At 56.0% G+C, this 24,285-nt stretch carries 23 protein-coding genes; 17 read left to right on the top strand and 6 right to left on the bottom strand.

What is annotated here, in order from left to right:
• Positions 1-198 precede the first annotated feature (198 nt).
• Complete coding sequence (locus tag HOV93_RS09970) at positions 199-555, top strand: DUF4190 domain-containing protein (protein ID WP_207396354.1); 357 nt, start codon at positions 199-201, stop codon at positions 553-555.
• Between the two features lies 1 nt (position 556).
• Here HOV93_RS09970 and HOV93_RS09965 read toward each other — a convergent pair whose 3' ends face one another.
• Together HOV93_RS09965 and HOV93_RS09960 are read right to left on the bottom strand one after the other, a co-directional pair.
• On the bottom strand, positions 557-883 hold the full coding sequence (locus HOV93_RS09965; RefSeq protein WP_207396353.1) for a thioredoxin family protein: 327 nt from the start codon (positions 881-883) through the stop codon (positions 557-559).
• Between the two features lie 76 nt (positions 884-959).
• Positions 960-1,685 (bottom strand): SDR family oxidoreductase, encoded by a 726-nt coding sequence (locus HOV93_RS09960; RefSeq protein ID WP_207396352.1) that lies wholly within the window; start codon positions 1,683-1,685, stop codon positions 960-962.
• Positions 1,686-2,086: 401 nt separating this feature from the next.
• Between HOV93_RS09960 and HOV93_RS09955 the strand changes: the two genes are divergently transcribed.
• Complete coding sequence (locus HOV93_RS09955) at positions 2,087-2,929, top strand: enoyl-ACP reductase FabI (protein ID WP_207396351.1); 843 nt, start codon at positions 2,087-2,089, stop codon at positions 2,927-2,929.
• Between the two features lie 86 nt (positions 2,930-3,015).
• Here HOV93_RS09955 and HOV93_RS09950 read toward each other — a convergent pair whose 3' ends face one another.
• Complete coding sequence (locus HOV93_RS09950) at positions 3,016-3,291, bottom strand: hypothetical protein (protein WP_207396350.1); 276 nt, start codon at positions 3,289-3,291, stop codon at positions 3,016-3,018.
• A 273-nt stretch (positions 3,292-3,564) separates the two neighbouring features.
• On the opposite strand from HOV93_RS09950, the gene HOV93_RS09945 reads away from it, so the two are divergent.
• The 8 genes from HOV93_RS09945 to HOV93_RS09910 all read left to right on the top strand — a co-directional run bounded on the left by HOV93_RS09945 (position 3,565) and on the right by HOV93_RS09910 (position 13,192).
• On the top strand, positions 3,565-4,071 hold the full coding sequence (locus HOV93_RS09945; protein ID WP_207396349.1) for a CBS domain-containing protein: 507 nt from the start codon (positions 3,565-3,567) through the stop codon (positions 4,069-4,071).
• A gap of 117 nt (positions 4,072-4,188) precedes the next feature.
• The gene (locus HOV93_RS09940) at positions 4,189-5,295 is read left to right on the top strand and encodes a calcium/sodium antiporter (RefSeq protein ID WP_207396348.1); all 1,107 of its coding nucleotides are present in this window, start codon (positions 4,189-4,191) and stop codon (positions 5,293-5,295) included.
• 129 nt (positions 5,296-5,424) lie between these two features.
• A complete protein-coding gene (locus HOV93_RS09935) occupies positions 5,425-6,726 on the top strand; it encodes a diphosphate--fructose-6-phosphate 1-phosphotransferase (RefSeq protein ID WP_207396347.1) in 1,302 nt (433 codons plus the stop codon).
• 63 nt (positions 6,727-6,789) lie between these two features.
• The gene (locus HOV93_RS09930; protein WP_207396346.1) at positions 6,790-7,659 is read left to right on the top strand and encodes an HAD family hydrolase; all 870 of its coding nucleotides are present in this window, start codon (positions 6,790-6,792) and stop codon (positions 7,657-7,659) included.
• Between the two features lie 190 nt (positions 7,660-7,849).
• A complete protein-coding gene (gene gnd / locus HOV93_RS09925) occupies positions 7,850-9,295 on the top strand; it encodes a decarboxylating NADP(+)-dependent phosphogluconate dehydrogenase (RefSeq protein ID WP_207396345.1) in 1,446 nt (481 codons plus the stop codon).
• Positions 9,296-9,393: 98 nt separating this feature from the next.
• Complete coding sequence (locus tag HOV93_RS09920; RefSeq protein ID WP_207396344.1) at positions 9,394-10,179, top strand: SDR family NAD(P)-dependent oxidoreductase; 786 nt, start codon at positions 9,394-9,396, stop codon at positions 10,177-10,179.
• A 165-nt stretch (positions 10,180-10,344) separates the two neighbouring features.
• Complete coding sequence (zwf, locus tag HOV93_RS09915; protein ID WP_207396343.1) at positions 10,345-11,790, top strand: glucose-6-phosphate dehydrogenase; 1,446 nt, start codon at positions 10,345-10,347, stop codon at positions 11,788-11,790.
• Positions 11,791-12,139: 349 nt separating this feature from the next.
• Positions 12,140-13,192: a tRNA dihydrouridine synthase gene (locus HOV93_RS09910; protein ID WP_207396342.1), complete on the top strand. Its 1,053-nt coding sequence runs from the start codon at positions 12,140-12,142 to the stop codon at positions 13,190-13,192.
• On the opposite strand, the gene queG is transcribed toward HOV93_RS09910, so the two are convergent.
• Entirely contained in the window at positions 13,173-14,309 is a 1,137-nt protein-coding gene (gene queG / locus HOV93_RS09905; RefSeq protein WP_207396341.1) for a tRNA epoxyqueuosine(34) reductase QueG, read from the bottom strand. The two genes, HOV93_RS09910 and queG, sit on opposite strands and share 20 nt — an antisense overlap.
• A 116-nt stretch (positions 14,310-14,425) precedes the next feature.
• On the opposite strand from queG, the gene HOV93_RS09900 reads away from it, so the two are divergent.
• From HOV93_RS09900 to dusB, 3 genes are all read left to right on the top strand, one after another.
• Positions 14,426-14,899, top strand: coding sequence for a hypothetical protein (locus HOV93_RS09900; protein ID WP_207396340.1), 474 nt, complete (start codon positions 14,426-14,428; stop codon positions 14,897-14,899).
• Between the two features lie 246 nt (positions 14,900-15,145).
• Positions 15,146-15,787: a hypothetical protein gene (locus tag HOV93_RS09895; RefSeq protein ID WP_207396339.1), complete on the top strand. Its 642-nt coding sequence runs from the start codon at positions 15,146-15,148 to the stop codon at positions 15,785-15,787.
• A gap of 164 nt (positions 15,788-15,951) precedes the next feature.
• Positions 15,952-17,025 (top strand): tRNA dihydrouridine synthase DusB, encoded by a 1,074-nt coding sequence (gene dusB, locus HOV93_RS09890; protein WP_207396338.1) that lies wholly within the window; start codon positions 15,952-15,954, stop codon positions 17,023-17,025.
• Positions 17,026-17,179: 154 nt separating this feature from the next.
• Here dusB and HOV93_RS09885 read toward each other — a convergent pair whose 3' ends face one another.
• On the bottom strand, positions 17,180-17,791 hold the full coding sequence (locus tag HOV93_RS09885) for a hypothetical protein (protein ID WP_207396337.1): 612 nt from the start codon (positions 17,789-17,791) through the stop codon (positions 17,180-17,182).
• Between the two features lie 234 nt (positions 17,792-18,025).
• Entirely contained in the window at positions 18,026-20,263 is a 2,238-nt protein-coding gene (locus tag HOV93_RS09880) for an alanine/glycine:cation symporter family protein (RefSeq protein ID WP_207396336.1), read from the bottom strand.
• Positions 20,264-20,574: 311 nt separating this feature from the next.
• Between HOV93_RS09880 and HOV93_RS09875 the strand changes: the two genes are divergently transcribed.
• The 4 genes from HOV93_RS09875 to sufB all read left to right on the top strand — a co-directional run bounded on the left by HOV93_RS09875 (position 20,575) and on the right by sufB (position 24,267).
• Positions 20,575-21,255, top strand: coding sequence for a helix-turn-helix transcriptional regulator (locus tag HOV93_RS09875; protein ID WP_207396335.1), 681 nt, complete (start codon positions 20,575-20,577; stop codon positions 21,253-21,255).
• Position 21,256: 1 nt separating this feature from the next.
• A complete protein-coding gene (locus tag HOV93_RS09870) occupies positions 21,257-21,856 on the top strand; it encodes an NADH-quinone oxidoreductase subunit B (protein WP_207396334.1) in 600 nt (199 codons plus the stop codon).
• A gap of 63 nt (positions 21,857-21,919) precedes the next feature.
• On the top strand, positions 21,920-22,735 hold the full coding sequence (gene sufC / locus HOV93_RS09865) for a Fe-S cluster assembly ATPase SufC (RefSeq protein WP_207396333.1): 816 nt from the start codon (positions 21,920-21,922) through the stop codon (positions 22,733-22,735).
• Positions 22,736-22,851: 116 nt separating this feature from the next.
• Positions 22,852-24,267 carry a Fe-S cluster assembly protein SufB gene (gene sufB, locus HOV93_RS09860; RefSeq protein WP_207396332.1) on the top strand — a complete coding sequence of 472 codons (1,416 nt, stop codon included), beginning with the start codon at positions 22,852-22,854 and terminating at the stop codon, positions 24,265-24,267.
• Positions 24,268-24,285: the final 18 nt, after the last annotated feature.

The raw sequence follows: 24,285 nt of genomic DNA, 5'->3' as shown, positions 1-24,285 counted from the left end.
GTGTGACCCCAGAGCCTACCCAAGCCCCGGAAAGAATATTGAATTGTCGGAAAGCGCCCCGCTTTCGTCAACGGGCACAGATGCCTGGTAATTTCGCCCATACAGATCTCGCAATGATCGCGCGGATGAGGCAAAATTACGGCTGCCAGAGCGAAGCAGGTCTTCTACCATAAGCTCGTCAATGACAAGGGCCCAGCCATGACTGACTCGAATCCATACAATTCGCCCCATACCGGGCTGGAAGCGGCCACCGGCGTCGAGCCGTTGGATACCTCCGGAGACGGCACCGGCGGACTGATTCCTTATAAGAATCCGGCAGCTTTAGCGGCCTACTACCTGGCGATCCTTGGCCTGTTTCCCGTGATCGGTATTTTCGCCTCGATCCCGGCCTTCGTTCTGGGCATCATGGGCCTCCGCCGAAGAGCCCAGAACCCGGCGGTCAAGGGTTCGGTGCATGCGTGGATCGGGATTGTCCTAGGGGGCATCGCCACGCTGCTGAACCTATCGTGCGTCGGGATGATCGTATTTGGGGTTGTGAGCGATGCCACGCGGTAGATTACGGAGTGGCGAACGACTGGAAATTGTTTTTTAACTGCGCCGGCGATGGCCGTACCAGTTGCTCGATCACTTCCCCATCGGAAAGTAAAACGAGCGTCGGCCACAACTTCACTCCGAAGCTGCGACCCAGGCGTTTTCCTTTGCCGTCGGCGACGCGAATGTGTTGCACATCGTCAGCACTGGACAGCAGCGACTCGACTGTTGGGGCAAGCCCCTGGCAGTGGCCGCACCAGTTAGCGCCGAACTCGAGAACGACCTTGCCAGTGGTTTGATCGATCTCTTCCCGGGTTGGGGCCTGTTCGTGATACTCGGAGTCGAACGACATGGTAGATACCTTTCCGTAGCGAGCAGTGAATCGGTTCGTAACGCCCTTCACTGCCCGCAACTTGAGTGCCGCAATCTTAGGTGTATTCCTGCTGGGTCGGCTTGATAATCAACTCGGCCACGTGCGCCCTCGGTGGCAGGTGACAGATCGACAGCACCACCTCGCTAAAATCTTCCGGCTGCAGCATCCGGGCACGGTGCTCGGCCGTCGGGGCGCTGGGGCGTTGGTCGAGGATAGGCGTTTCAACTTCGCCAGGATAGATGTTGGTAATGCGAACCCCCTCGGCGGCGACTTCGTTTCCGACCGCGGTGCCCAGGGCCGTCATGGCGAACTTCGACGCACTGTAGGCGATGCCGCCCAGGGCGTAAGCTCGTTTGCCGGAGATCGACGAGATGTTGATAATCAGCCCATCCTTTCGCTCGCGCATGGGGGGCAACGCCTGATACAGCAGGTTGTAGCCGCCGGTCGCGTTGATTTGCATGACTTGGTCCCACTGCTCTGGGGTCATTTCGGCCATGCTGCGGGTTTTGATGTTGATGCCGGCGGCATTGACCAAAATATCGAGTTGCCCGAGCGTTTTGGAAACGAAGTCGAACAGGCCCTTCACGCTGGTGCGGTCCGCGACATCGACGCTGTGGCAGTGGATTTCGGCATTGCTCTCGGCAGCGACTTGTTCCAGGACTTCAAATCGGCGGCCTGCGACAACGACCTTCGCTCCGTCGGCGGCCAGCGACAAGGCAATGGCTTTGCCGATCCCAGTACCACCACCAACAACCAGAACGACTTTTCCTTCCAGCGACATGAGCAAGCGCCTTTCATATCAGGTAACAAGTTTGCAATCAGGGGAACAAAACGACCGATTGACCCAATCGATACGATCAAAGAGGGGATTAGCCACCGAGGACATCGAGAAGACCGGAGGAAAGACGAACTGCGAATTTTGCGGGCGTGGGGTTTTCATTGCGATTGAGCAAAGTGCGTTATCCGTGAAATCCGTGGTTAAAAAGCTCTTTCCTCTGTGCTCTCTGTGTGCTCGGTGGCTAAATCCTTCCTGAGACATATGCCTTGTAGGCCCTATGGCGATTGGGTCGCCTTTTGCGGTAGGCCGAATGTCGTTATCCTAAACGCTGCGCGATTTCTAGAGAATCGGTTGCGTGACATTCATCAATTCCGCGAAGACATGTTTCCCCAGGGTAGAAGACGATGGGACTATTCACCGGTAAAAAAGGCCTGATCGTTGGCGTAGCGAACGGAAATTCGATTGCCTGGGGGATCGCCCAGAAAATTATGGAAGAAGGGGGCGAGTGCGGTTTCACTCACCTGCCAGATCGAGAAGACGACGCACGCAAGAAGAATCGTCGCCGTGTTTCGCAACTGACCGACAACTTCGAGCAGGCCAAGTTCCTGGTTCCTTTGGACGTCCAGTCCGACGAAAACATCGCCGAGGTGATCAAGACTGCCGAAAGCGAGCTGGGTAAGATCGACTTCCTGCTGCATTCGGTGGCGTTTGCATCGCTCGACGACCTGCGTGTGCCGACCGTTGAGTGCAGCCGCGAAGGCTTCAAAATGGCCATGGATATCAGCGCTTATAGTCTGATCGCCCTGACCAATGCGGCCCGGCCGATCTTGAATGAAGGGGCATCCGTTTGTGCGATGACCTACTTTGGCGGCGAAAAAGCCGTGCCTGGCTACAACATGATGGGCGTCTGCAAGGCCGCTTTGGATAGCATTGTGAAATATCTTTCGTTCGACATGGGCGAATACAACGTCCGCGTGAACGCAATCAGTGCCGGCCCGCTAAAGACCCTGGCCAGCAGCGCGGTGGGTGCGAAAGAGATGTTGGACCTGTACGCAGCCGTTTCGCCGTTGAACCGCAATATCACGATGGAAGAAGTCTCGAACGCCGGGGCTTTTCTGCTGTCGAGCTTGGCCGGCGGCATTACCGGCGAGATTATGCATGTCGACGCCGGCTACAACATCATGGGTAGCCCTGGTCGGATGGCGACCGAGTATAAGAAGATGCAGGATCAGTTGGGCGACAAATAATGGCTTCCCAATTACCATGACCCCAAAAAGAGAACGCCGCGAATGATCGCGGCGTTCTGCTTGATGTGCTGGCTTGGGCTGGCAAGTTAGGCTGGCGTCGGGAATCGGCTTCTTAGAAATAGCTTTTCCCAAAACTTGGCCGGTCTCAATCGAGGGTCGTCCAAAGAGATTCGATGGCTTTTACCGCGTCGCGTGCGGCACATAATGCCATCGGGCTCGACGCTTTCGACAATCCAATACTTGTCTACTGCGTAGGTGTAGTACTCTCCGCGAGATTCCGGCTCGATGTCGTGAGCCCTAGGACCAGGGCTCGTTGTGTGTTTGGTCTTGGTGTACACGACCACATCGCCGGGGCGAATCATCGAAGTTCTTTCCGTGTTTAAGGCCACGATGGGAGTTATCCTCCAGAAGTATCCCTAATTTAAGGTTATCGCGTGTATTGGTATTCGTCAATCTGAACGATTTTCCGCGAGATATTTCCATAAAAGGCATGGTAGTTGCAACTTATTCAATCGCTAGTTTTTGCCGGATGTCACAAAAAAGGATGGAAAAGTAGCTTTTCTGTCCGTTAAAATAAAGACCTCGTCCGACAACTCTGCGTGGTTCTTATTCCACTTCTGCAGGAGGATAATTGCATGTCGATCCCTACTTCGACGACTGCGCCAACCGCACCGACGCTTACGGCGCGTGACTTCATGGCTACCAAGCTGATTTCCCTCAGCCCGGATGAGGATGCTTTGGCCGCCATCCGAAAACTGTTGCATTACCGAATTTCCGGAGCCCCGGTGGTCGACAGCGATGGAAACTTTTTGGGGATCTTTTCCGAAAAGACTTCGATGCGTTTCCTGCTCGATGCCGCCTATTCGCAGCTCCCTTCGAACCGGGTCGGGGCCTTTATGAACACCGATATCGCCCGGCTGATCACCGCCGATACCGATTGGCTAAGTTGTGCCCAGATCTTTTTATCGACCCCTTATCGACGATTGCCGGTCCTGGAAGGGACCAAGCTGATCGGTCAGGTAAGTCGTCGCGATTTGCTGAAAGCCGCGATGCAGATGATCGATAAACGCGACAAGCGGAGTGGCAAGTTTGTGATGTACTTTAGTGCCTTGATGGAACAGTACGACTCTCCGGTCGACTAATGTTGGTTAACCTGTGCGGTTGCGAAATCCCGCAAGCCGTCGAACGTCCCCTGTTCGACGGCTAGGTTCGCTTCTCATAATGACGGCTCACTACCTTTCTTTTATTGAAAGAGCCGTATGTTCGTGGCCGCCGGTTTAATCGTCGTTGGTCTTGTGGCTTTGGTTTTAGGAGGGGAACTCTTAGTCCGCGGGGCGTCTGCGTTGGCGGCCCTCTTGGGCGTTTCTCCGCTGGTTATTGGCCTGACGGTCGTTGCGTTTGGGACCAGTGCCCCGGAACTAGCCGTTTCGCTTAAAGCTGGCATGGCGGGCCAGGCCGACATCGCGATTGGGAATGTGGTGGGGAGCAATGTCTTCAATACGCTCTTCATCCTCGGCATCTCGGCGCTGGTCTCTCCGCTGATCGTAAACAGCCAACTGATACGCCTGGAACTTCCCTTGATGGTGTTGGTTTCCGTGGTGACGTGGGGTCTGGCGATTAACGGCACATTGGGGAGATTGGAAGGCCTCGTCCTGGTCGCTGGGTTGATCGCCTATGTGGGTTGGTCGGTCTGGCAAAGCCGGCGCGAATCGCAGACCGTCGTTCAAGAGTTTGCCCAGGAGTTCGACAAGCCACCCAAGTCGAATTGGGGTGCGGCGCTGCAGTTGTTGTGGATTGTGCTCGGCCTGATCGCGCTGGCGTTTGGTTCGCAGTGGCTTGTGGATGGAGCAGTAATGGTTGCTCGGCAGATGGGGATGAGCGAACTATTAATCGGTTTGACGATTGTCGCGGTTGGGACCTCTCTGCCTGAAGTGGTGGCTTCGATCACAGCTTCCCTCAAAGGCGAGCGTGATATTGCCGTCGGCAACGTGGTGGGCAGTAACCTATTTAATTTGATGTGCGTGCTGGGGATGTCGGCTGTGATCGTTCCCGGCGGAGTTCCCGTTGCCTCATCTGCCATCTGGCAAGAGATGCCGGTGATGATCGCGGCCAGCGTGATGTGTCTGCCGATCTTCTTCACCAGGTATCGTATCGATCGTTGGGAAGGCGGGCTGCTGCTTGCTTGGTACGTTATCCACACCGTATATCTAGTGCTGGCGGCGGTTCATTCGCCACTGACAACCATGGTGGGTAGCGTGGCCCTGTTTGGCTGCGTTCCATTAACGGTTCTAATACTGTTGGTTTCCGTTCTCTATTGGCGCAGCTCGGGGCCTGAAATGACAAATAGTGGCCGTGAAAACGCGTAATGTGTGGTGATGGCACCTCATTGCCGGTTGCTGCTACGTCTTGTAAAATTCGCGGTTTACCCTATCTTGCCGACCTGATCTGGAAGTAGGAAGGCGCAGACGGTTCCCCATCTTGTTTCGGTGGAAAGAATGAGCACCAAGAAGAACTTAATTGTTGCCCAAAGTGGTGGTCCCAGTCCGGTTATCAATAATACGCTTCGCGGCCTCGTGGAAGCGGCCTTGCAAACGGACAACATTGGGACGGTCTACGGTGCCCACCATGGGATCGAAGGGGTTCTTAAAGAAGAACTGATTAATCTGACCGATCAGCCGGCTGAAGAGATCTCGCTGCTGCGTTACACGCCGGCCGCCGGTTCGATTGGGACTTGCCGCTACAAGCTCAAAGACTGGCAGAACGAAGACTTCGATCGCTGCATGGAAGTTTTCAAGGCCCACAACATCGGCTACTTCGTATACATCGGCGGAAACGACTCGATGGATACGGCCAACAAAGTCGCCCAGATGGCCCAAGACCGTGGCCTCGATATGATCGGTATCGGCGGACCCAAAACCATCGACAACGACGTTGGTGATAGCGAGTTCAAGCTGATCGACCATACGCCTGGTTACGCTTCGACGGCCAAGTACTGGATGCACATGATTCAGTATGCCAACGAAGAAAATCGCGGTAGCAGCCCCGCCGACCCAGTGCTGGTCATGCAGGCCATGGGCCGCAAGATCGGTTACATTCCGGCCGCCGCGCGTTTGGCCGACCCCAAGCGAGAAATGCCATTACAGATTTACATGGCCGAATCGCCGTGCTCGCTCGAAGAACTGCACGAGAACGTCAACAAGCAACTCAAGCAAGATGGCCGCTGCCTGGTGGTCCTCAGCGAAGGTTTTGATGTGGGGGACATCGGTGCTCGAAAGGATTCGTTCGGTCACACAAGCTTCAGTGCCAGTAACATCACTGTGGCACAAATCGTCACCAATTACCTCAACGACAATGGCTTGGCCGTCAAAGGTGCCGCCCGCTGCAACGTGAGCGGTACCGATCAGCGACACGCGATGGCCTACGCCTCGTCGGTCGACCTGGACGAAGCCTACCATGCTGGCGAAATGGCGGCCGTATTGGCCTCGACCGGTCAGTCTGGCTACATGTCGACCATCTTGCGAAACGAAGGAGATGTCTACAGCGTTCGCTACGACAAGGCACCTCTCGCGGAAGTCGCCAACAGCGAACGCACCTTCCCCAAGGCATGGATCGACGCCAACGGTTACGACGTGACCGACGACTTCATCAAGTACGCCAAACCGCTGTTGGGTGAAGGAATGGTCAGCCTGCCGATGATCGATGGTCGTCAACGTATGACCCGTTTGCAGAACATGTATGCCGATCAAAAGCTGCCAGCGTACGTGCCCCAGGCCGATCGCCAGGAAGCCCCTAAGTAGTCGATACGCATCGAATTGACCCCCCACAGCAACCATTTAAACGGATAGCGAGAACGAACGACCATGGTCTACCAGATTCAGCCGAAGCAAGAGTTTCTTGTGGGCATCGACTCCGATGGTTGCGTCTTCGACACGATGGAACTGAAGCACAAGGAATGCTTCATTCCTAACATAATCAACTACTACGAACTGCAAGGGGTCAGCAAGTACGCTCGCGAAGCGGCCGAGTTCGTCAATCTGTATTCCAAAAGCCGCGGTATCAACCGTTTCCCGGCCCTGGTCGAAGCACTAGAGTGGCTGCAGAAACGCCCAGAAGTGATCGAACGCGGCGCGAAGATCACCATCCCTGAATCGCTTCAGAAGTGGATCGCCGAAGAAACCAAGCTGGGCAACCCGGCCTTGGAAGCCAAGGTCGCCGAGAGCAACGACGCAGACCTGGCCCACTGTTTGAAGTGGTCGAAGGCCGTCAACGAGACCGTCGCTGGCATGGTTCGCGGCGTGGCTCCCTTCCCTTCGGTTCGCAAGTGCCTGGAAAAGCTGACCGGCAAGGCCGACATGCTGGTCGTTTCCGCCACGCCAAACGATGCTCTGAACGAAGAATGGACCGAGCACGACTTGCGTCAGTACGTCACCGAAATTTGCGGCCAGGAAGCTGGCAACAAAAAGGAAACGCTGACCAATGCCACCAAGTACAAACCGAATCAAACGCTGATGATCGGCGACGCTCCTGGCGACTACAAAGCAGCCGCTGCCAACGACTGCCTGTTTTATCCGATTAATCCGGGCGACGAAGAAAACAGCTGGAAACGATTCTACGACGAAGGAATCGATAAGTTCCTGAAACTCGAGTTCGCTGGCGATTATCAGCAGGCGTTGCTCGACGAATTCGACCGCTACTTGCCTGAAAAGCCAAGCTGGCCGGTCAACGATTAGATCAATAACTGGGAGCGTCCTCGCACCGCACCAATCTCTGGTCCCCTCCTCCCTTTCTCAGGGAGAGGGCTAGGGTGAGGGTTGATGAAGCGCGTACCGGGTTCGCCCCCTCACCCTAACCCTCTCCCCCAAGGGGAGAGGGGACTACGAAAAAACTGATTCCCGTTAATTCTCAGAGGAAAGAAACATCATGTCCGATGCTTCCTGCGATTTTGGTTTGATTGGTCTCGCCGTGATGGGCGAAAACCTTGCCCTGAACGTCGAAAGCCGCGGCTACAAGGTAGCCGTCTACAATCGAACTACCGAGAAGACGGATGAATTCATTGAAGGCCGTGCCGCTGGCAAGCAGTTTGTCGGTTGCCATGACCTGAAGAAGCTGGTCTCGTCGCTCAAGGCGCCTCGCAAGGTGATGCTGCTGATCAAAGCAGGCCCAGCGGTTGATGCGGTGATCGAAGACCTGCTTCCATTGATGGATAAAGGCGACATCATCATCGATGGTGGTAACACCCACTACGCCGACACCGAACGTCGTACCAAGTACGTTGAAGAAAAGGGCCTGCTATTTGTCGGCTCAGGCGTTTCCGGTGGTGAAGAAGGGGCGCTGAAGGGCCCAAGCTTGATGCCCGGCGGTAGTGAAGCTGCCTGGCCGCACATCAAGGAAATCTTCCAGGCCATCTCGGCCAAGGTCGGTCCTAACGAAGACATTCCTTGCTGCGAATGGGTTGGTCCTCGCGGTGCAGGTCACTACGTGAAGATGGTGCACAACGGCATCGAGTACGGCGACATGCAGCTGATCTGCGAAGCGTACTTCCTGCTTAAGCACGGTCTGGGGCTGACCAACGACGAACTGTACGAAGTCTTCGATCAATGGAACAGCGGCGACCTGCAGAGCTACCTGATCGAAATCACTCGCGACATCTTCAGTGTGAAGGATGACGACGGCGAAGCTTACCTGGTCGACAAGATCCTTGACGTTGCCGGAGCCAAGGGTACCGGTAAGTGGATGAGCCAACTGGCCTTGGACCTGGGCGTGCCCAGCACCCTGGTCACGACCGCCGTATACGCTCGTGGTTTGTCGGCGGCTAAGGAAGCCCGCGTGCGAGCCAGCAAGGTGCTGACCGGGCCAAGCGGCAAGACTTCCGAAGATCGTACGAAGTTCATCGAACAAGTTCGCGAAGCCCTGTACGCTTCCAAACTGTGTAGCTACGCCCAAGGTTTCGTGCAGTTGCAAGCCGCTTCGGCTGAACACGATTGGGGTTTGAACTACGGCGATTGTGCCCTCTTGTGGCGTGGTGGCTGTATCATTCGCGCTCAGTTCCTCGATCGCATCAAAGAAGCGTTCGACAAAGACGCGAACCTCGAAAACCTGCTGTTGGATCCGTACTTCACCGAAGCGGTTACCAAGGGGCAAGACGGTTGGCGAGCCTCGGTCAAGACGGCCATTGACCTGGGCGTTCCGACCCCTGCGTTCGCCGGAGCATTGGCTTACTTCGACGGCTATCGCAACGATCGCCTGCCGGCCAACCTGCTGCAAGCCCAACGCGATTACTTCGGCGCACACACGTTCCAGCGCACCGACAAGGAAGGCACCTTCCATGCCGAATGGCTGCAGCGTCGTCGCGAGCCAAAGTCTTAATCGCTCGGCTAACCGATTCGAGTATCTAACTCTCCTGCCACAAACTCCCAGGGCCGATCTTAGTGCCTGGGAGTTCTAGAAAAAGATCGATAGCGAGCATGGCAACTGATTTCCTTACCAAAATGTTCGGGCTCGATGGTCAAGTCGCCGTCGTCGTCGGGGCTTCCGGAGTCCTGGGTGGAGCGATCGCGGAAGGTCTGGCCTCGGCCGGAGCAACCGTCGTGGTGAGCGGCCTGAATGCCCAGCGAGGCGAAAGCCGTGCCGAGCGGATCACCTCTGCCGGTGGCAAGGCCGCGTTTATCGCTGCCGATACGCTCTCGCGAGATTCGCTGGCTCAGCTACGCGATCAATGCCTGGAGAAGTTCGGTCGGGTCGACATGCTCGTCAACTGCGCCGGGGTTAATTCTTCCGTTCCTTACGAAGAGATCACCGACGAAGATTGGCAGCGGGTATTAGATACCAACCTCACCGGTACGCATCTCGCTTGCCAAGCTTTTGCACCCACGATGTCCGCGCAAGAGCAAGGTGGCGCAATCCTGAACATCGGCAGTGTGACAGCGCACTTGCCGCTATCGCGGGTATTCGCCTACTCGGCCTCGAAAGCAGCCGTCGATAACCTGACCAAAAATCTGGCCCGCGAGTATGCCACCCAAGGCGTGCGTTTCAACACGCTCTGCCCTGGCTTCTTTCCGGCCGAACAGAACCGCAAGATCCTTGATAAAGAACGGGTTGATAACATCATTGGTCAAACGCCGATGGCTCGTTTTGGTGAACCCGAAGAACTTGTCGGGGCATCGATCTTGTTATTGTCGCAAGCAGCCGGTAGTTTCATCACCGGTGCCACGGTTTATGTCGACGGCGGCTTTACGGCAATGCGGTTTTAAGCCCAGCTTTCGGGGGTAATTCCCCGGAATTTCATGGGGCATAATTGGCCTGCATGGTTTAAGCCGTTAGTTTGACTAGAGGGAAGAAGACGGTCGCGAATTCGCGCTGTGGGCGATCGCTGGAATTTACCCCGATTCGTCGCGGCGTATGAAACAGGAAAAGCCATGTCTCACACATTTGTCATCTTCGGTGCTTCTGGTGATCTGACCAGCCGCAAACTAATTCCGGCTCTGTATCTGCTGTCCAAAAAAGGACGCCTGCCGGAGGGGACGCGAATTGTTGGCATGTCGCGAACCGAGTTCTCGCACGACTCCTGGCGTGCCGGTTTGAAGAAAACGACGGAAGAATTCACTGGCAAGAAGTTTGAAGAAGAGTCGTGGAGCAAGTTCGCTGCCGGCATCTACTATCACCCTGGCGACCTGACCAAGCTGGAAGATCTGCAGGGGCTTAAGGCCTTGCTGGAAGAAGTCGAAGGCGGTCCAGCCGAACGCGTTTATTACCTATCGACGGCCCCTCGTCTGTACACCGCCGCGATCGATCAGCTCGGCGAGTCAGGCCTGGCCAATCAGGAAGAAGGCGCCCGACGCATTGTTTTGGAAAAACCTTTTGGTTACGACCTGAGTACGGCCGAGAAGTTGAACAAGGACGTTAATCGTGTCTTCCCTGAGAAGCAGGTCTATCGCATCGACCATTACCTGGGGAAGGAAACGGTTCAGAACTTGTTGGTCATGCGATTTGCCAATTCGATCTTCGAGCCGCTCTGGAACCGTAACTACATCGACCACGTGCAGATCACCGTGGCCGAAGAGGTGGTCGTGGGACGTCGCGGTGGTTACTACGACCAGGCCGGCGTGCTGCGAGATATGTTCCAAAACCATCTACTGCAACTTCTGATGGTGACCGCCATGGAGTCGCCGGTTCGCTTTGATGCGGACATGGTGCGGGACGAAAAGGTCAAAGTGCTTCAGTCCATCCGCCCGATGTCGTCGGATGAGATCGCCCGAGAAACACTTCGTGGCCAGTACGAAGGCTACCGCCAAGAGGAAGGCGTGCCGGCGGACAGCCAGACCGAAACGTTCGCGGCGTTACGGTTGTGGGTCGATAACTGGCGTTGGAATGGGGTGCCGTTCTATCTCCGCAGCGGTAAAGGCATGTCGTGCCGCACCACCCAGATCGTCATTCAATACAGTCAGCCTCCGCATACGCTCTTCGATCAGAAGGCGCATATGGATTCTTGCCGCTTGGTGATGCAGATTCAGCCTGCCGAAGGTCTGCAAATGCAGATTCAGACGAAGGTTCCCGACGAAGGGATGATGACCCGGACCACTCCCCTGGACTTCCGTTTTTGCAAAGAATTCCAAGGCGAAATGCCCGATGCCTACCAGCGTCTGCTGCTGGATGCCCTGCAAGGCGATGCCAGCTTGTTTGCTCGCAGCGATGAAGTGGAACTCGCCTGGGGAATCATCGACCCGATCATTCAGACCTGGCGTTCTGCCCAGGCCCCTAAGCTGCACCTGTACGAGCCCGGTTTCTGGGGGCCGGACCAGTCGAACGACTGGATGGCCGAACATGGCCGGCAGTGGTTCGATGTGTGCCCTGTGCTGCACTAAACACGTTGCTGCAGGAAGATCAGTCAAGAAATAAAAACGGGGTCGAACGGTTGGGGCAGGTAACCATTCGACCCCTAAGCGTCGCTGGAGATCTTAGATTCCAGCGACGTGTGCTCACGAATGTTTCTGGATGGGGTAATTCAACATGAGAAACAGTTCTATATGAGCAGATATCGACCACCCAGAGTACGGTCTTCACTGAAGTTCAAAAATTCCTCGGTGTACGAAAAGTTTCTCTTGATGCAAAAGTCGCATCTAACGGAAAGTCGCACTATTCGTGCATCACTTACCTGATATTCTTGAGTTAAAGAAAACCGGTTGTATTGATTTTCGAGGTAATATCGGCCCTATGGCCCTTCGACTTGGTAACTTAGAACTAGATTTTCCGCTCGTACAGGCAGCCCTTTCGGGGTATAGCGATATGTCGATGCGCGTTATCGCGCGACGCATGGGGGCCCCGTACACGATTTGCGAAGTGATGCTCGACAAGTTTTTGGTCGAGCTGAACGATAGGAAAAAAAATCGCCACTTCCTGAGCATTGCGGAAGAGGAGCACCCGGTCGGGGGGCAGTTGATGGGCGCCGAGCCTGAGCAGTTTGCTGCCGGAGCGGCCCGCTTGGTCGAAGCTGGCTTCGATGTGATCGACATCAATTTCGGCTGCCCTGTGAAGAAGGTTTTGGGGCGATGCCGCGGCGGGTTTCATCTGAGCCAGCCGGAGGTAGCGCTCGATATCGTCCGTCGCACGCGCGATGTCGTCCCCAGCGAGATGCCGTTAACGGTGAAAATGCGTCGTGGGATCGACGACACCCAGGAGAGCCGCGACAAGTTCTTCGAGATCCTTGACGGAGCATTTGAAAGTGGTGTCGATGCCATCACAGTGCATGGCCGCACGGTCCAGCAGCGTTACATCGGACCAAGCCGCTGGGAGTTCCTCACCGAAGTGAAGCGGCACGTCGGTCAACGCACCATCTTGGGCAGCGGGGACTTGTTCTCGGCTCAGGACTGTTTCGACATGATGAACGAGACCGGCGTCGACGGAGTGACGGTCGCGCGGGGTGCGATTGGTAATCCGTGGATCTTTCAGCAGGCCAGGGCTCTCGCGGCCGGTCAGGTGTTGCCGCCACCGCCCACCACCTTCGAGCAGCTAGAGATCATCCAAGAGCACCTGCGTCTGGTGATCGAACTATATGGCGAAGATCGGGCGATGACTAACTTCCGCAAGTTCGGCGTGAAGTATTCGTTCCTCCATCCGCAAGTAGAAGAACTTCGCGCAAAGTTCGTGCGGATCCGCGAGATGGCCGACTGGGAAGCGATCCGCGACGAGTTCTACGCGGTCGATCAACCGGGGCACTACCTTTCCGGCGAGATCCACAACAAGCAGGTCAACTGTTCGGCCGGTTAGCGAACGCACGCTCGATCTCACGCTGGACGTGCTCGTGGTCTTCTGCCGTCTGACGCTCTGCTAGCAAGTGTGCGGCTTCCGGAAAATGCTGTCCCAACGCCCACGCCGACGCGCCTCGCACGAGCCACTCTTCATCCTGCAGTCCGTGCGATAAAGCAGGGATATTGTCGGCGTGCGGCCGGTTACCCAAGACGATCGCCGCGTTGCGTAGGATACCCCGCCTTTTGGTACGCCAGAGCGGCGTCTTACGAAAGTGGTCGCGAAAGTCGTCGTCGCTCATGGTGAACAGCTCGCGCAGCTTGAGCGGTGCTCGATCACTGGCCGGAAAGAAGGCCTCGTGCGAGGAGACCGGCGACTTGTTGTTCCACGGGCAAACATCCTGGCAAACGTCGCAGCCAAACACCCAGTCTTCCAGTCCTGGTCGCAGGTCGGCTGGGATCTCGTCGCGAAGTTCGATCGTCAAGTACGAGATACACCGCGTCGCGTCTAGCACACCAGGCCGAGGGAAAGCACTCGTCGGACAGGCGGTCAAGCACGCCGTGCAGGTACCGCAGTGACTGGCGTTGTGGGGATCGTCGAATACGAGTTCCCGGTCAATCAATATCGCGGCGAGGAAGAACATGCTACCGAGCTGCTTGTTGAGCAGCATCGTGTTCTTGCCGATCCAGCCGAGGCCGGCCAGTTGGGCGAATTCTCGCTCCAGCAGCGGCGCCGTATCGACGACCCCGCGTACGTTAGCTTCCGGCTCCCACTGGGCGATCGCCTTCTTGAACTGCTTGAGCCGAGCATGAATCCAGTTGTGGTAGTCCAGCTCGCCGAACGCATACCGCGAGACCCTCCCCTGCCCTGGTTCAAGCGGTGGGATGGGCTCGGTTTTGTAATTGAGGGCCAACATGACAATGCTTTGCACGCCATCCATCACGTGCTTGGGATGGGCATAAGCGTCGCGGCGGTCTTCCAAATATTGCATCTGGCCTGCGTAGCCGGCGTCGAGCCAGTCGTGAAAACGATGCAGACCAGTCGGGGTAACGGCCGGACAGATGCCTACTGCCGAGAAGCCCAGCTGCTGGGCCTGCTGACGGATCAATGAAGTCAAATCATCGGAAGAATGCGGCACGTGTTCAAAACCGGCAAATGGATTTGCGTTTGTCAGGGGTCGTAATTAGGGTGAATTGATAAGGATTAAATTACCAAGGATGGGTTCGTCGGGTTGCTCACGCAAGGTGTTCTGAGATGCGCAAGGTATTCCTGGTGCTGTTGGCTACGGCCATTACCGCAGGTTTTATTTCAACCAATGAAGCTCGGGCCGATGGTAACATCATCGTCCATCGTACCGGATCGGTCGGTTTCGGAAACAACGGCGGTGGCGGTTACGGCAACAATTGGTCGTGGGGCCCCTACTCGTTGAATCGCTCGCTGGGCTACATTCCAACGCCTCCCTACTTCGCACTGCACCCACCGGTGCATTACTCGCACAGCGTGGCCGTCCCCTACGGAATGAGCCCCTATCCGATTTCCTCGTACACGCCGAGCAGCTCGTACGTGGTCGATCGACCAATTCCTGAGCCACAGGTCGTGGTGAATCCTTACGTCGATCAAGACGTCGCTAGCGATGCCATCGCAGCCGAACCAGTGACGAAGATTGTCGACGCGAAGGGCAAATCGGTTTCGATGCAAACCCCTAAGATCGTCCAGAACGAACTCTAATCGTGCGGACTAGCACGGCATTCAATCCGTAATGGCAACCACCGCTCGGATTTAGACGGCGGAAACTTGAGAGATTTCTCTCAGGTTTCCGCAATTCGTCTTGCTGCTGGCTAGCGGTCTTTGGTAATCTCCCGCCGCTGTCGGCCAGTATGTTGTGGGCTGACGCTATGGTTTGATTTCGGGAGGATGGCAGTTTCTTCGGCAGAAAGCCGGAAAATAGATGCCGTATCCGGAAAAGGATTTCCCATGAGAAGCCTCGTTTCCGTAAGCTTGCTTTTGCTCGTTGTCGTCGGCTGCCAGAACCAGCAGTCGCAGATGAATCCTTTTGCCGTCTACGGACCGCAGCGTCTTCCCCCACCTGGCACGCAACCTAACGGGCAGCCTGGCCAGACGGCTCCGTATTATCAGGCGCCGGCCGCCAACCAAGCGCCTACTATTCAAGGTGGCTACCAAACCAATCCGCCAGCCCAGTTTACGCCTCCCCCCAATACGGCCCCGACAACCCAACCTCCGTCGAGCTATGGGCAGCAGCAGTGGAAAAGCGTGAGCGAGTCTTCTCCGAGTAATAACAGCAGTACCAGTAGCGGCAGCGTCGTGCCGGCCAGCTACACCGGAGAGGTGAATCGAACGACCTCGGCCAGTTCGCCTGCCGTCTCAGGCACGGCAACCACCGGCGCGACAAACAGTTCCACTGCCAGCAGCTCGAATCCTTATATCAGCGGCATGCACGTTAACGAAGTGACCGAGGTCGTCCCGATTCAGTCGGCCCCTGCTACCACGTTGGTCCCCCCCACCACTTCCACTATGCCCAACGCCAACTGGTCGACTACGCCCCAGGCCACAAGTGCTTCGGCAAGCGGTACAGTCCAGCCAAGTCGTATCCCTTAAAGCCTTTTGCTTTACTGGTTAGAAGGTGAAAGGTGCCACTCTGTTGGACAAGCTGTTCGCGGCACCCTCTTCCTGGCAATTCTTCCCAGGAAACGATGTAACTCCTTTGCGGCTTTCCAGTTTGCCACTTGACGATTTCGGCCGTGTGGGAAACGATAAAGCCCATGGATACTCCGCATCAATTCGATCTGACCGGCATCGATCCGACTACCGAAGACCTTAAACTGCCGCCGCTAAAAATCGGCGAGATGGTCGTCGATCCGCCGATTCTTCAGGCCCCCATGGCGGGCTTTACGAACTATGCGTTCCGGCAGATTGTGCGTGGTTTTGGTGGTGCCGGGCTGCTGGCTACCGAAATGGTCAATGCTCGCGGGTTTCAATGGCTGGACGAAAACGAAGCCGAGTTCCCTGAACGCTTGTGGGGTGTCGAAGACGAGGCCCGTCCGCTGGCCGTTCAGATTTGGGACAACCAGCCTGAAGTGATGGCTAAGGTCGGCCGCCGCCTGGTCGAAGAGTTCCAGGTGAGCGTCGTCGATATCAACTTCGGCTGCCCCGTGAAACAGGTCACCGAGAAAGCCCACAGCGGCTCGTACTTGTTGCGGGTGCCAGAGCGAATGGGGCAGATTATCTCGCAGCTAGTCGAGGCCTGTGCGCCGACACCGGTCACAGCGAAGATTCGGCTGGGCTGCTCGATGGATGCGATCAACGCGAACGACATCGCCCAGGTTGTCGAAGAGAGTGGTGCTGCGGCACTTACGGTACACGGCCGGGTAGCGTCGCAGTTCTTCAAAGGGGAAGCCGACTGGGAGCGCATCTCAGAGATCAAATCGCACCTGAAGAAGATCCCGTTGATTGGCAACGGCGATCTGGATTCGGCCGAGAAGGTTTACCGGGCTTTTCGCAACTTCGACGTCGATGGCGTGATGATCGCGAGAGCATGTCTGGGGCGTCCTTGGCTGTTTGCCCAGGCAGCTGCGGCGATTGCCGGAAAGCCGATCCCGCCAGACCCGACGCTCGTTGAGCAGCGTGATTGCATGCTCAAGCATTACGAACTGGTAGTGCAGCGATTCGGCGAAAGCAAAGGGACGTTGCTGATGCGGAAGTTCGCTTGCTGTTACGCCCAAGCGAAGCCAGGGGCACGGCATTTCCGAAAGCATGTGGCCAATGTTGCCAGCCCTCAAGAGTTCTACGAAGTGGTCGAACAGCACTTCCCGATCGAAGCCCCGGCACCGGCTTAGGCTGCCGCTGATGTGGGTCTTGCGCATAATGCGTTGGCGCTCTGGTTCCAGGCCTAAGCGATTGTGCTGTCTTCGTGTTCGCGCAGCCCAGGAAGTTGTGCTGCTTGAGAGTTCAGATTGCCTAAGAGATTGGGCAAGTCTAAACTAGCTTTGTCTACCAACTGCAGTGGCGATGTCCATGGTGGCCGCGGAAGTGGGTCGCGTGCGAGGCGATCGGCTCGTTCAGGCCGCGCTCGGTGTTGAGCATTCGTTGGTCGTCGCTGGTGTCGAACTCGCCGTCGAGACCGGCACTGCGAATGGCGAACTTGTTGCCCTCTTCCGGTTCGTAGCGAACTGCGTTGCCATAGGCGTCTTCGTACTTGAGAACCAGTTTGTTCCCTTCGATCCCTTCGGGCAGCTTGTTGTTCTCTTGGCGGTACGTCTCGACTTCGACGCAGGCTGTGTCGAGGACCGCGCGGGTTTGCTCGATCTTGGGGACTTCAACTTGGTAGTGGTGTACGGCTGAAGCGGCCATGGCGATCGAACCGACACCCACTGCGACGATGGCCGTTCCGATCCCGCCGATGATCGTCCCGGCGATGGCGATGCCACGCTTTTTGGCAAACAGGCCGAGAAAGCTGAGCAGCAAGCCCAATGGGCATAGCAGCCCAAAGGTCATCAACAGACCGAACAGCGAAATTCCAAAGCCCCACGCACCGAGAACATTCGACGAGGGCGACTTCGTATGGTGACGCGGGTTGGTTTGGTGGCACTGGCGCGAACACATCGGATAACTTCCTTTTTCCGGGGGGGAACGTGGGAAAAGGTATCGGATTTCCCACCTAGAGCACATCACCGATGACGGGTGCGTCACGTGCCGACAACGACGTCGAACCACGGCGTTGACCTGCATCGACGAATCTTGAGGATTCGCCGACTTCGGTTGCCTTTTGGCTCTTGTCTCGCCGACGCTCGTGCCGCTCCATCTATCTGTGAAGCGCTCTGAGAAGTCATTCGCCGGTTACTTGTATTTCTTGAACTCGCCGGCCTTATATTTTTGCCAGTACTCGCCAAGTGCGGTGCGTACCTTAGGAGCTAAGAGTATAGTCCCTAAGATGTTAGGGAACGCCATCGAGAGGATCATGAAGTCGGAAAAATCGAGGACGCTACCTAGCTCGAAGATCGATCCAATGAACACCGCGAATACGAAGATCACTTTGTAGACGTAAATACTGCGGGCCCCGAACAGGCGTTCCCAACAGCGTTCGCCGTAGTAGCTCCAGGAAACGATCGTCGAGAAAGCAAACAGAACCACGGCCACCATTAAGATGTAAGGGAACCACCAGATTTCCGCCTGAAAAGCTTCTGCCGTCAACTGAACCCCTTCGAGACCTTGATTCAAGATCCATTCGCGGTTGTCCCAGGCACCGGTGATCAAAATTACTAAGGCGGTCATCGAGCAAACGACAATCGTGTCGATGAAGGGACCCAGCAGGGCAACAAAGCCTTCGCGGACTGGCTCATCGGTTTTCGCAGCACTATGGGCAATCGCTGCGCTACCGACGCCGGCTTCGTTACTGAAAGCTGCTCGCTGAACGCCGATGACGATCACGCCCAAAATACCGCCACGCACGGCTTCCGGATTGAACGCCTCGGTGAAGATCTGGGCAACCAGCTCCGGCAGTAGCGTGATATGGGCTCCGATGATCCACAGGCAGGCCAAGATATACATCAGGCACATCGCAGGCACAACTTTACTGGCCGTGGCACCGATTCGCTTGATCCCCCCGATAATCACCAGACCTACACAAAAGGCCATCACGATACCGAAAATTGGATTGAACGTTCCTTTGAACGCGTCGATCTTGCCTTGCAACTCGGTCTTCTGCTTTTCGAGTTCGCGGACTTGGGTGAGATCCCCTTCGGCGGCTGCGGCGCTGAGGTCTCGTTTGACTTGGTTCAGTTGGTTGAGTTCTTTGTCTTGAACGACGGTTAGCACCATCGAGGTGGCCTGATTGGCTTGGAACATATTTCCACCGCCGAAACTGGCCATGATGCACATCACAGCAAAAATGATGGCCAAGACCTGTCCGATTGGTTTGAGGCCAAACTGACTGAACGCATAGGTCAGGTACTGCATCGGACCGCCGAGGATCGTGCCGTCAGGTTTGACCTCGCGGTACATTTGCCCCAGGGTGCACTCGACAAATTTGCTCGTCATGCCAAAGAAGCCGCACAGCAGCATCCAGAAAAACGCCCCGGGACCGCCGGCCGACATGGCGATGGTCACGCCGGCAATATTCCCCAGGCCCACCGTCGCAGAAAGAGCCGACGCGAGCGCTTGAAAGTGCGTCACTTCTCCGGGCTCGTTGGGGTTGTCGTACGTTCCACGGACGATACTGATTGCGTGGCTGAACCCCCAGAAGTTGACGAATGCGAAGAAGATGGTGAAGAAGACGGCCCCGCCGGAGAGCCAAAGCACCACGATCGGCGCACCGCCGACATATTCGGTAAACAGGTAAGGCGTTTCTTTGGGGTTGCTGTTGCTGAGGGCCAGCTTGCCTGCCTGGGCACGCTGTTGGATTTGCTCGGGCGTGAGCCAAGTCGATTCATCTTCGTTGAGCGAATTTCGCAGCTTGGTGACTGGCTGGAAGGTGAACTTGTCCCCTTCCTTGATCCGAACGTATTTGGTTGAGTCGTTAATGACGTACAGAACGTAGTCGACCGGCTGCTGTTTCTCTTGGCCGGCAGCGTCGGTGCGATTCAGAACGCCAAGACGATAGATGCGGTCTGGTTCGGGAGAGGTCGTGATCTTGCCAAGCTCTGCCCACTGCTGAAGCTTTTCGTCGTCAATTTGATCGGGCAAATCGGCCGGCTTGCGGACCTTGCTGTTCTCGGCGATGACGAAGGGACCGTCGGTCCCGCGGTCGCGAACGTAGTAGATCACGTCGTCCATCTGAGCGTACTGCCGCTCGGTCGAGAAGACGCGATAGAACAACGTTTGGTCCATCTTACCGACCATCCACTCGAACGGCTTATCGAAGTATTGAAATGCCGTCCAAGGTTCGCTGTCGGTCAAACTGACCGGAGCCGGGTAGGTTTTGTCTGATGCGACAGGAGACGCTTCTGCCGGTGAATCTTGATCCGGCGAGGTCGATGCTTCCGTGGCTGGCTCTTCTGGCGGGTTTTCCTGGCCAAAAGTTGCTACGGGGAAGAGCGAAAGAGCGAAGAGCGAGAGTAGCGCAATGCGCCAAGACATGGAGAGTTGACTTGCGATCATGCAAATTTCCCAAACTGCCAACCTTCCTGCTTCGGCCTGGGGCTTGCCGGGTTAGGGAGGGTTGTTCTAAAAGTCGTTCCGAAATGGAGAGGCTGGGGCGATTAGGGGGCAGTAGTTACCGTAATTCTTAACTGCTATACTCATAAGGGTTTACGGAAACGGTTGTCTGGGAATCGCGATTTAACGAATATATACTTGTCAAAAATGCGATAATCCCTAACATTAGGGTACTGACACAACTTAGCGATACGGCTAGCAGATTGCCAGTCGTCCGAAAGCGATTTAAGCGAATGAGCAACAATTCCGCGCAAAATGACACGCGCTGGGCTAACGAGGTCTTCCCGACCGACTTGGTCGTGCTCGATTTGTTGCGGAGGACTCCTTCCCTGACGACGGCCGATCTGGCCGAAGCCATGGAAGTCACGGCAACCGCCGTGCGTCAACGCTTAAATCGTTTGATGGGACAAGGTTACGTTGAACGCATTGCCTCCAAGGCAGGACGCGGTCGACCCACGCACAAGTATCGTTTGACCACCAAAGGCGAGCGAAAAACGGGGGCCAACTATGCCGACTTGGCCTTGGCGCTGTGGGACGAGATTCGTTCCATTGAAGACCCCGACGTGAAGCTAGGGCTCATTTCCCGGATCGCCAAGCGACTGGTCGAGATGTACGCCAGCCAGATTCACGGTGAAGACGCTCACGAGCGGATTCATGACCTGATGGCCTTGTTCATTGGTCGCCAGATTCCGCTGGAATATGAAGAAGACAACGAGGGTAAGCCGGTGCTGAACGTGCTGGCTTGTCCTTACCCGGATTTGGCGGAGCAAGATCGAGCCGTGTGTGCGCTTGAGAAAGCGATGTTCGCCGAACTATTGGGACAAGATATGACACTGAGCCATTGTCGGCTCGATGGCGAGAGTTGTTGCACCTACGAGTTTACGCCTATCAACTCGGATACGGAGAGCGTGTGACATGACCAAGCCATGGATTGAAGGTCGCTTCGAAGAAAACGTCATTACGACGACCATCGAACAGGCCATCAACTGGGGACAGCAATCGAGCATTTGGCCGATGACGTTCGGCTTGGCTTGTTGTGCGATCGAAATGATGGCCGTCGGGGCGAGTCGCTTTGACATCGATCGCTTCGGAGCCGGAGCGTTTCGGGCTTCCCCCCGCCAGGCAGACTTAATGATTGTCGCTGGCACCGTCACGTACAAAATGGCCAGCCGAGTTCGGCGGCTTTACAACATGATGCCTGACCCGAAGTATGTCATTGCCATGGGTGCTTGCACCGTGGGTGGTGGTCCTTACTTCAAGTATGGGTATCACGTGGTCAAAGGAGTTGACCTGGTTGTTCCGGTGGACGTTTACGTCCCTGGGTGTCCTCCACGGCCGGAGGCATTGTTGGAAGGGTTAATGCGGATTCAGGATAAGATCCGCGGACATCGCATCAATCGGAAGGACGGCGTTCGCGTCGACGACGAGTTGCCGGTGCCGCACCATTCCGGTTATGTCGAGGCGACCGGATCGGAAAACCCGCTGACCCAACATCAGAAACATACTGGTAAATAACTTCCCTGCACGCCGTACGCGGCGTCGCCTCCGTTGAGACTCGAAAAGAGCGAAAAGTCACGAATGACCGACGTATTGAAGATTGAGAATTTGCACGTTTCGGTAGAAGAGAAACCGATCCTCAATGGCGTGAACCTGGAACTGAAACGCGGTGAAACGCACGCCCTGATGGGGCCTAACGGTTCTGGCAAAAGCACGCTTGGCTTCGCCATCATGGGACACCCCAAGTACGAAGTGACCGAGGGTCGTATTCTGCTGAATGATGTCAACGTCACCGAATTGGAAGCGGACGAACGAGCCCGGCTCGGGCTGTTTATGGCCTTTCAGCGTCCGATCGCCATCCCTGGCGTTCGCCTGGCCGACTTCCTGCGTCACGCGACGACCAACGTGCGTAATCCAGAACGTAAAGAAGGGGAAGACCTGATCCCCATGCGGGAATTCCGCCGCGAAATCAAAGAGAAGATGAACCAGCTTCAAATGGACACCGAGTTCGCTCGTCGTTACGTCAACGACGGCTTCTCTGGTGGCGAAATGAAGCGGGCTGAGATCCTTCAGCTGGCCATGCTACAGCCGAAGTTTGCCATCTTGGACGAAACCGACAGTGGTTTAGACGCCGATGCGGTTCGCCTGGCCAGCCAGAGTATCGCTCAGATCGGTGGCGAAGAGATGGGCCTGCTCATCATCACGCACCACGACAAGTTGCTGGAACATAATCCACCCTCGCATGCCCATGTGATGCTCGGTGGACGCATCGTCGAAAGTGGCGGTGTCGAACTGGCGCACGAACTGCATTCCAGTGGTTACGATCGCGTTCGTAAGGCGTATCCGGAAGCGGCCGCTATGGAACGTGAAATGCAAGACGAAGAACAAACGGTTTAGTTACAAAGCGTTTAGATACACTGCGATTCGTTTTCGCGGCCTGAACTGCGACCAGGCACCCACGCGAAGCAATTAAGTCAATCGCCAACGACGATATTCAATAGTTTGGAGAGACTATGGCCACCGATATTACTGACACCGGCGTACAAAGCCCGATCGGTGAAATCAACAAGTACGATTTCCGCACGACCAGCAAGGGTGTCTTCAAGGCCAAGAAGGGTTTGAACGCCGAGATCGTTCACCAGATCTCGGACATCAAAGACGAGCCAGACTGGATGCGTAAGTTCCGTCTGGACTCGCTTGATATCTTCAATTCCAAGCCGATGCCTAAATGGGGCGGCGACATCAATCTCGACTTCCAGGACATCTACTACTACCTCAAGCCGACCGAGAAGCAAGGCAAGACGTGGGACGATGTGCCGGCCGAGATTAAGGAAACGTTCGAGAAGCTGGGCATTCCCCAAGCCGAACGCCAGTATCTGGCCGGCGTGAAAGCTCAGTTCGAGAGCGAAGTGGTGTACGGCTCGCTGCAGGAAGACCTCGCTCAGAAAGGGGTGATCTTCACCGATACGGATACGGCTCTTCGTGAGCACCCCGAACTGCTGAAGGAATACTTCGGCAAGGTGATTCCGCCGCACGACAACAAGTTCGCCGCGCTCAACTCGGCCGTTTGGTCTGGTGGTTCGTTTATCTACGTTCCTCCGGGCGTCGAAATCGAGTTCCCCCTGCAAACCTACTTTCGTATCAACGAAGAGAGCATGGGGCAGTTCGAGCGAACGCTGATCATCGTCGACGAAGGGGCGAAGATTCACTACGTCGAAGGTTGCACCGCTCCGATGTATTCGTCGGAAAGCCTGCACTCGGCCGTGGTGGAAGTGATCGCCAAGAAGGGGTCGCGTTGCCGTTATAGCACGATCCAGAACTGGGCAAACAACATCTATAACCTGGTGACCAAGCGGGCAATGGCCTACGCCGACGCCACCATGGAATGGGTCGACGGCAACCTGGGTAGTCATCTGACGATGAAGTACCCAGCCGTTTACCTGATGGAACCGGGTGCCCGCGGCGAGATCCTTTCGATCGCGTTCGCTGGTAAGCATCAGCATCAAGATACCGGCGCGAAGCTGGTTCACTGTGCTCCGAATACTTCCGGTCAGATCATTTCCAAATCGATCTCGAAGGATGGCGGTCGCGGTAGCTATCGCGGGCTGGTTCGTGTTGAGGAAGGTGCCACCAACACCAAGTGCAGCGTTGTGTGCGATGCTTTGATCCTCGATCCGGAAAGCCAGACCGATACCTATCCGTACATCGAAATCATGGAGCCGGATGTCGCCATCGGTCACGAAGCGAGCGTCTCGCGGATTGGTGAAGAGCAACTCTTCTACCTGATGAGCCGCGGCCTAAGCGAAGCGGAAGCGAGCACGATGATCGTCAACGGTTTCATCGAGCCGCTGGTGAAAGAGCTGCCGATGGAATACGCGGTCGAACTGAACCGCTTGATCGAGCTGCAAATGGAAGGTTCGGTCGGTTAATCGACCTTGCCTTGCGTA

This window comes from Bremerella alba, assembly GCF_013618625.1.
GTDB lineage: Bacteria > Planctomycetota > Planctomycetia > Pirellulales > Pirellulaceae > Bremerella > Bremerella alba.
The sequence above is the reverse complement of the archived record's forward strand: the minus strand, read 5'-3'. Positions and strand labels throughout refer to the sequence as shown.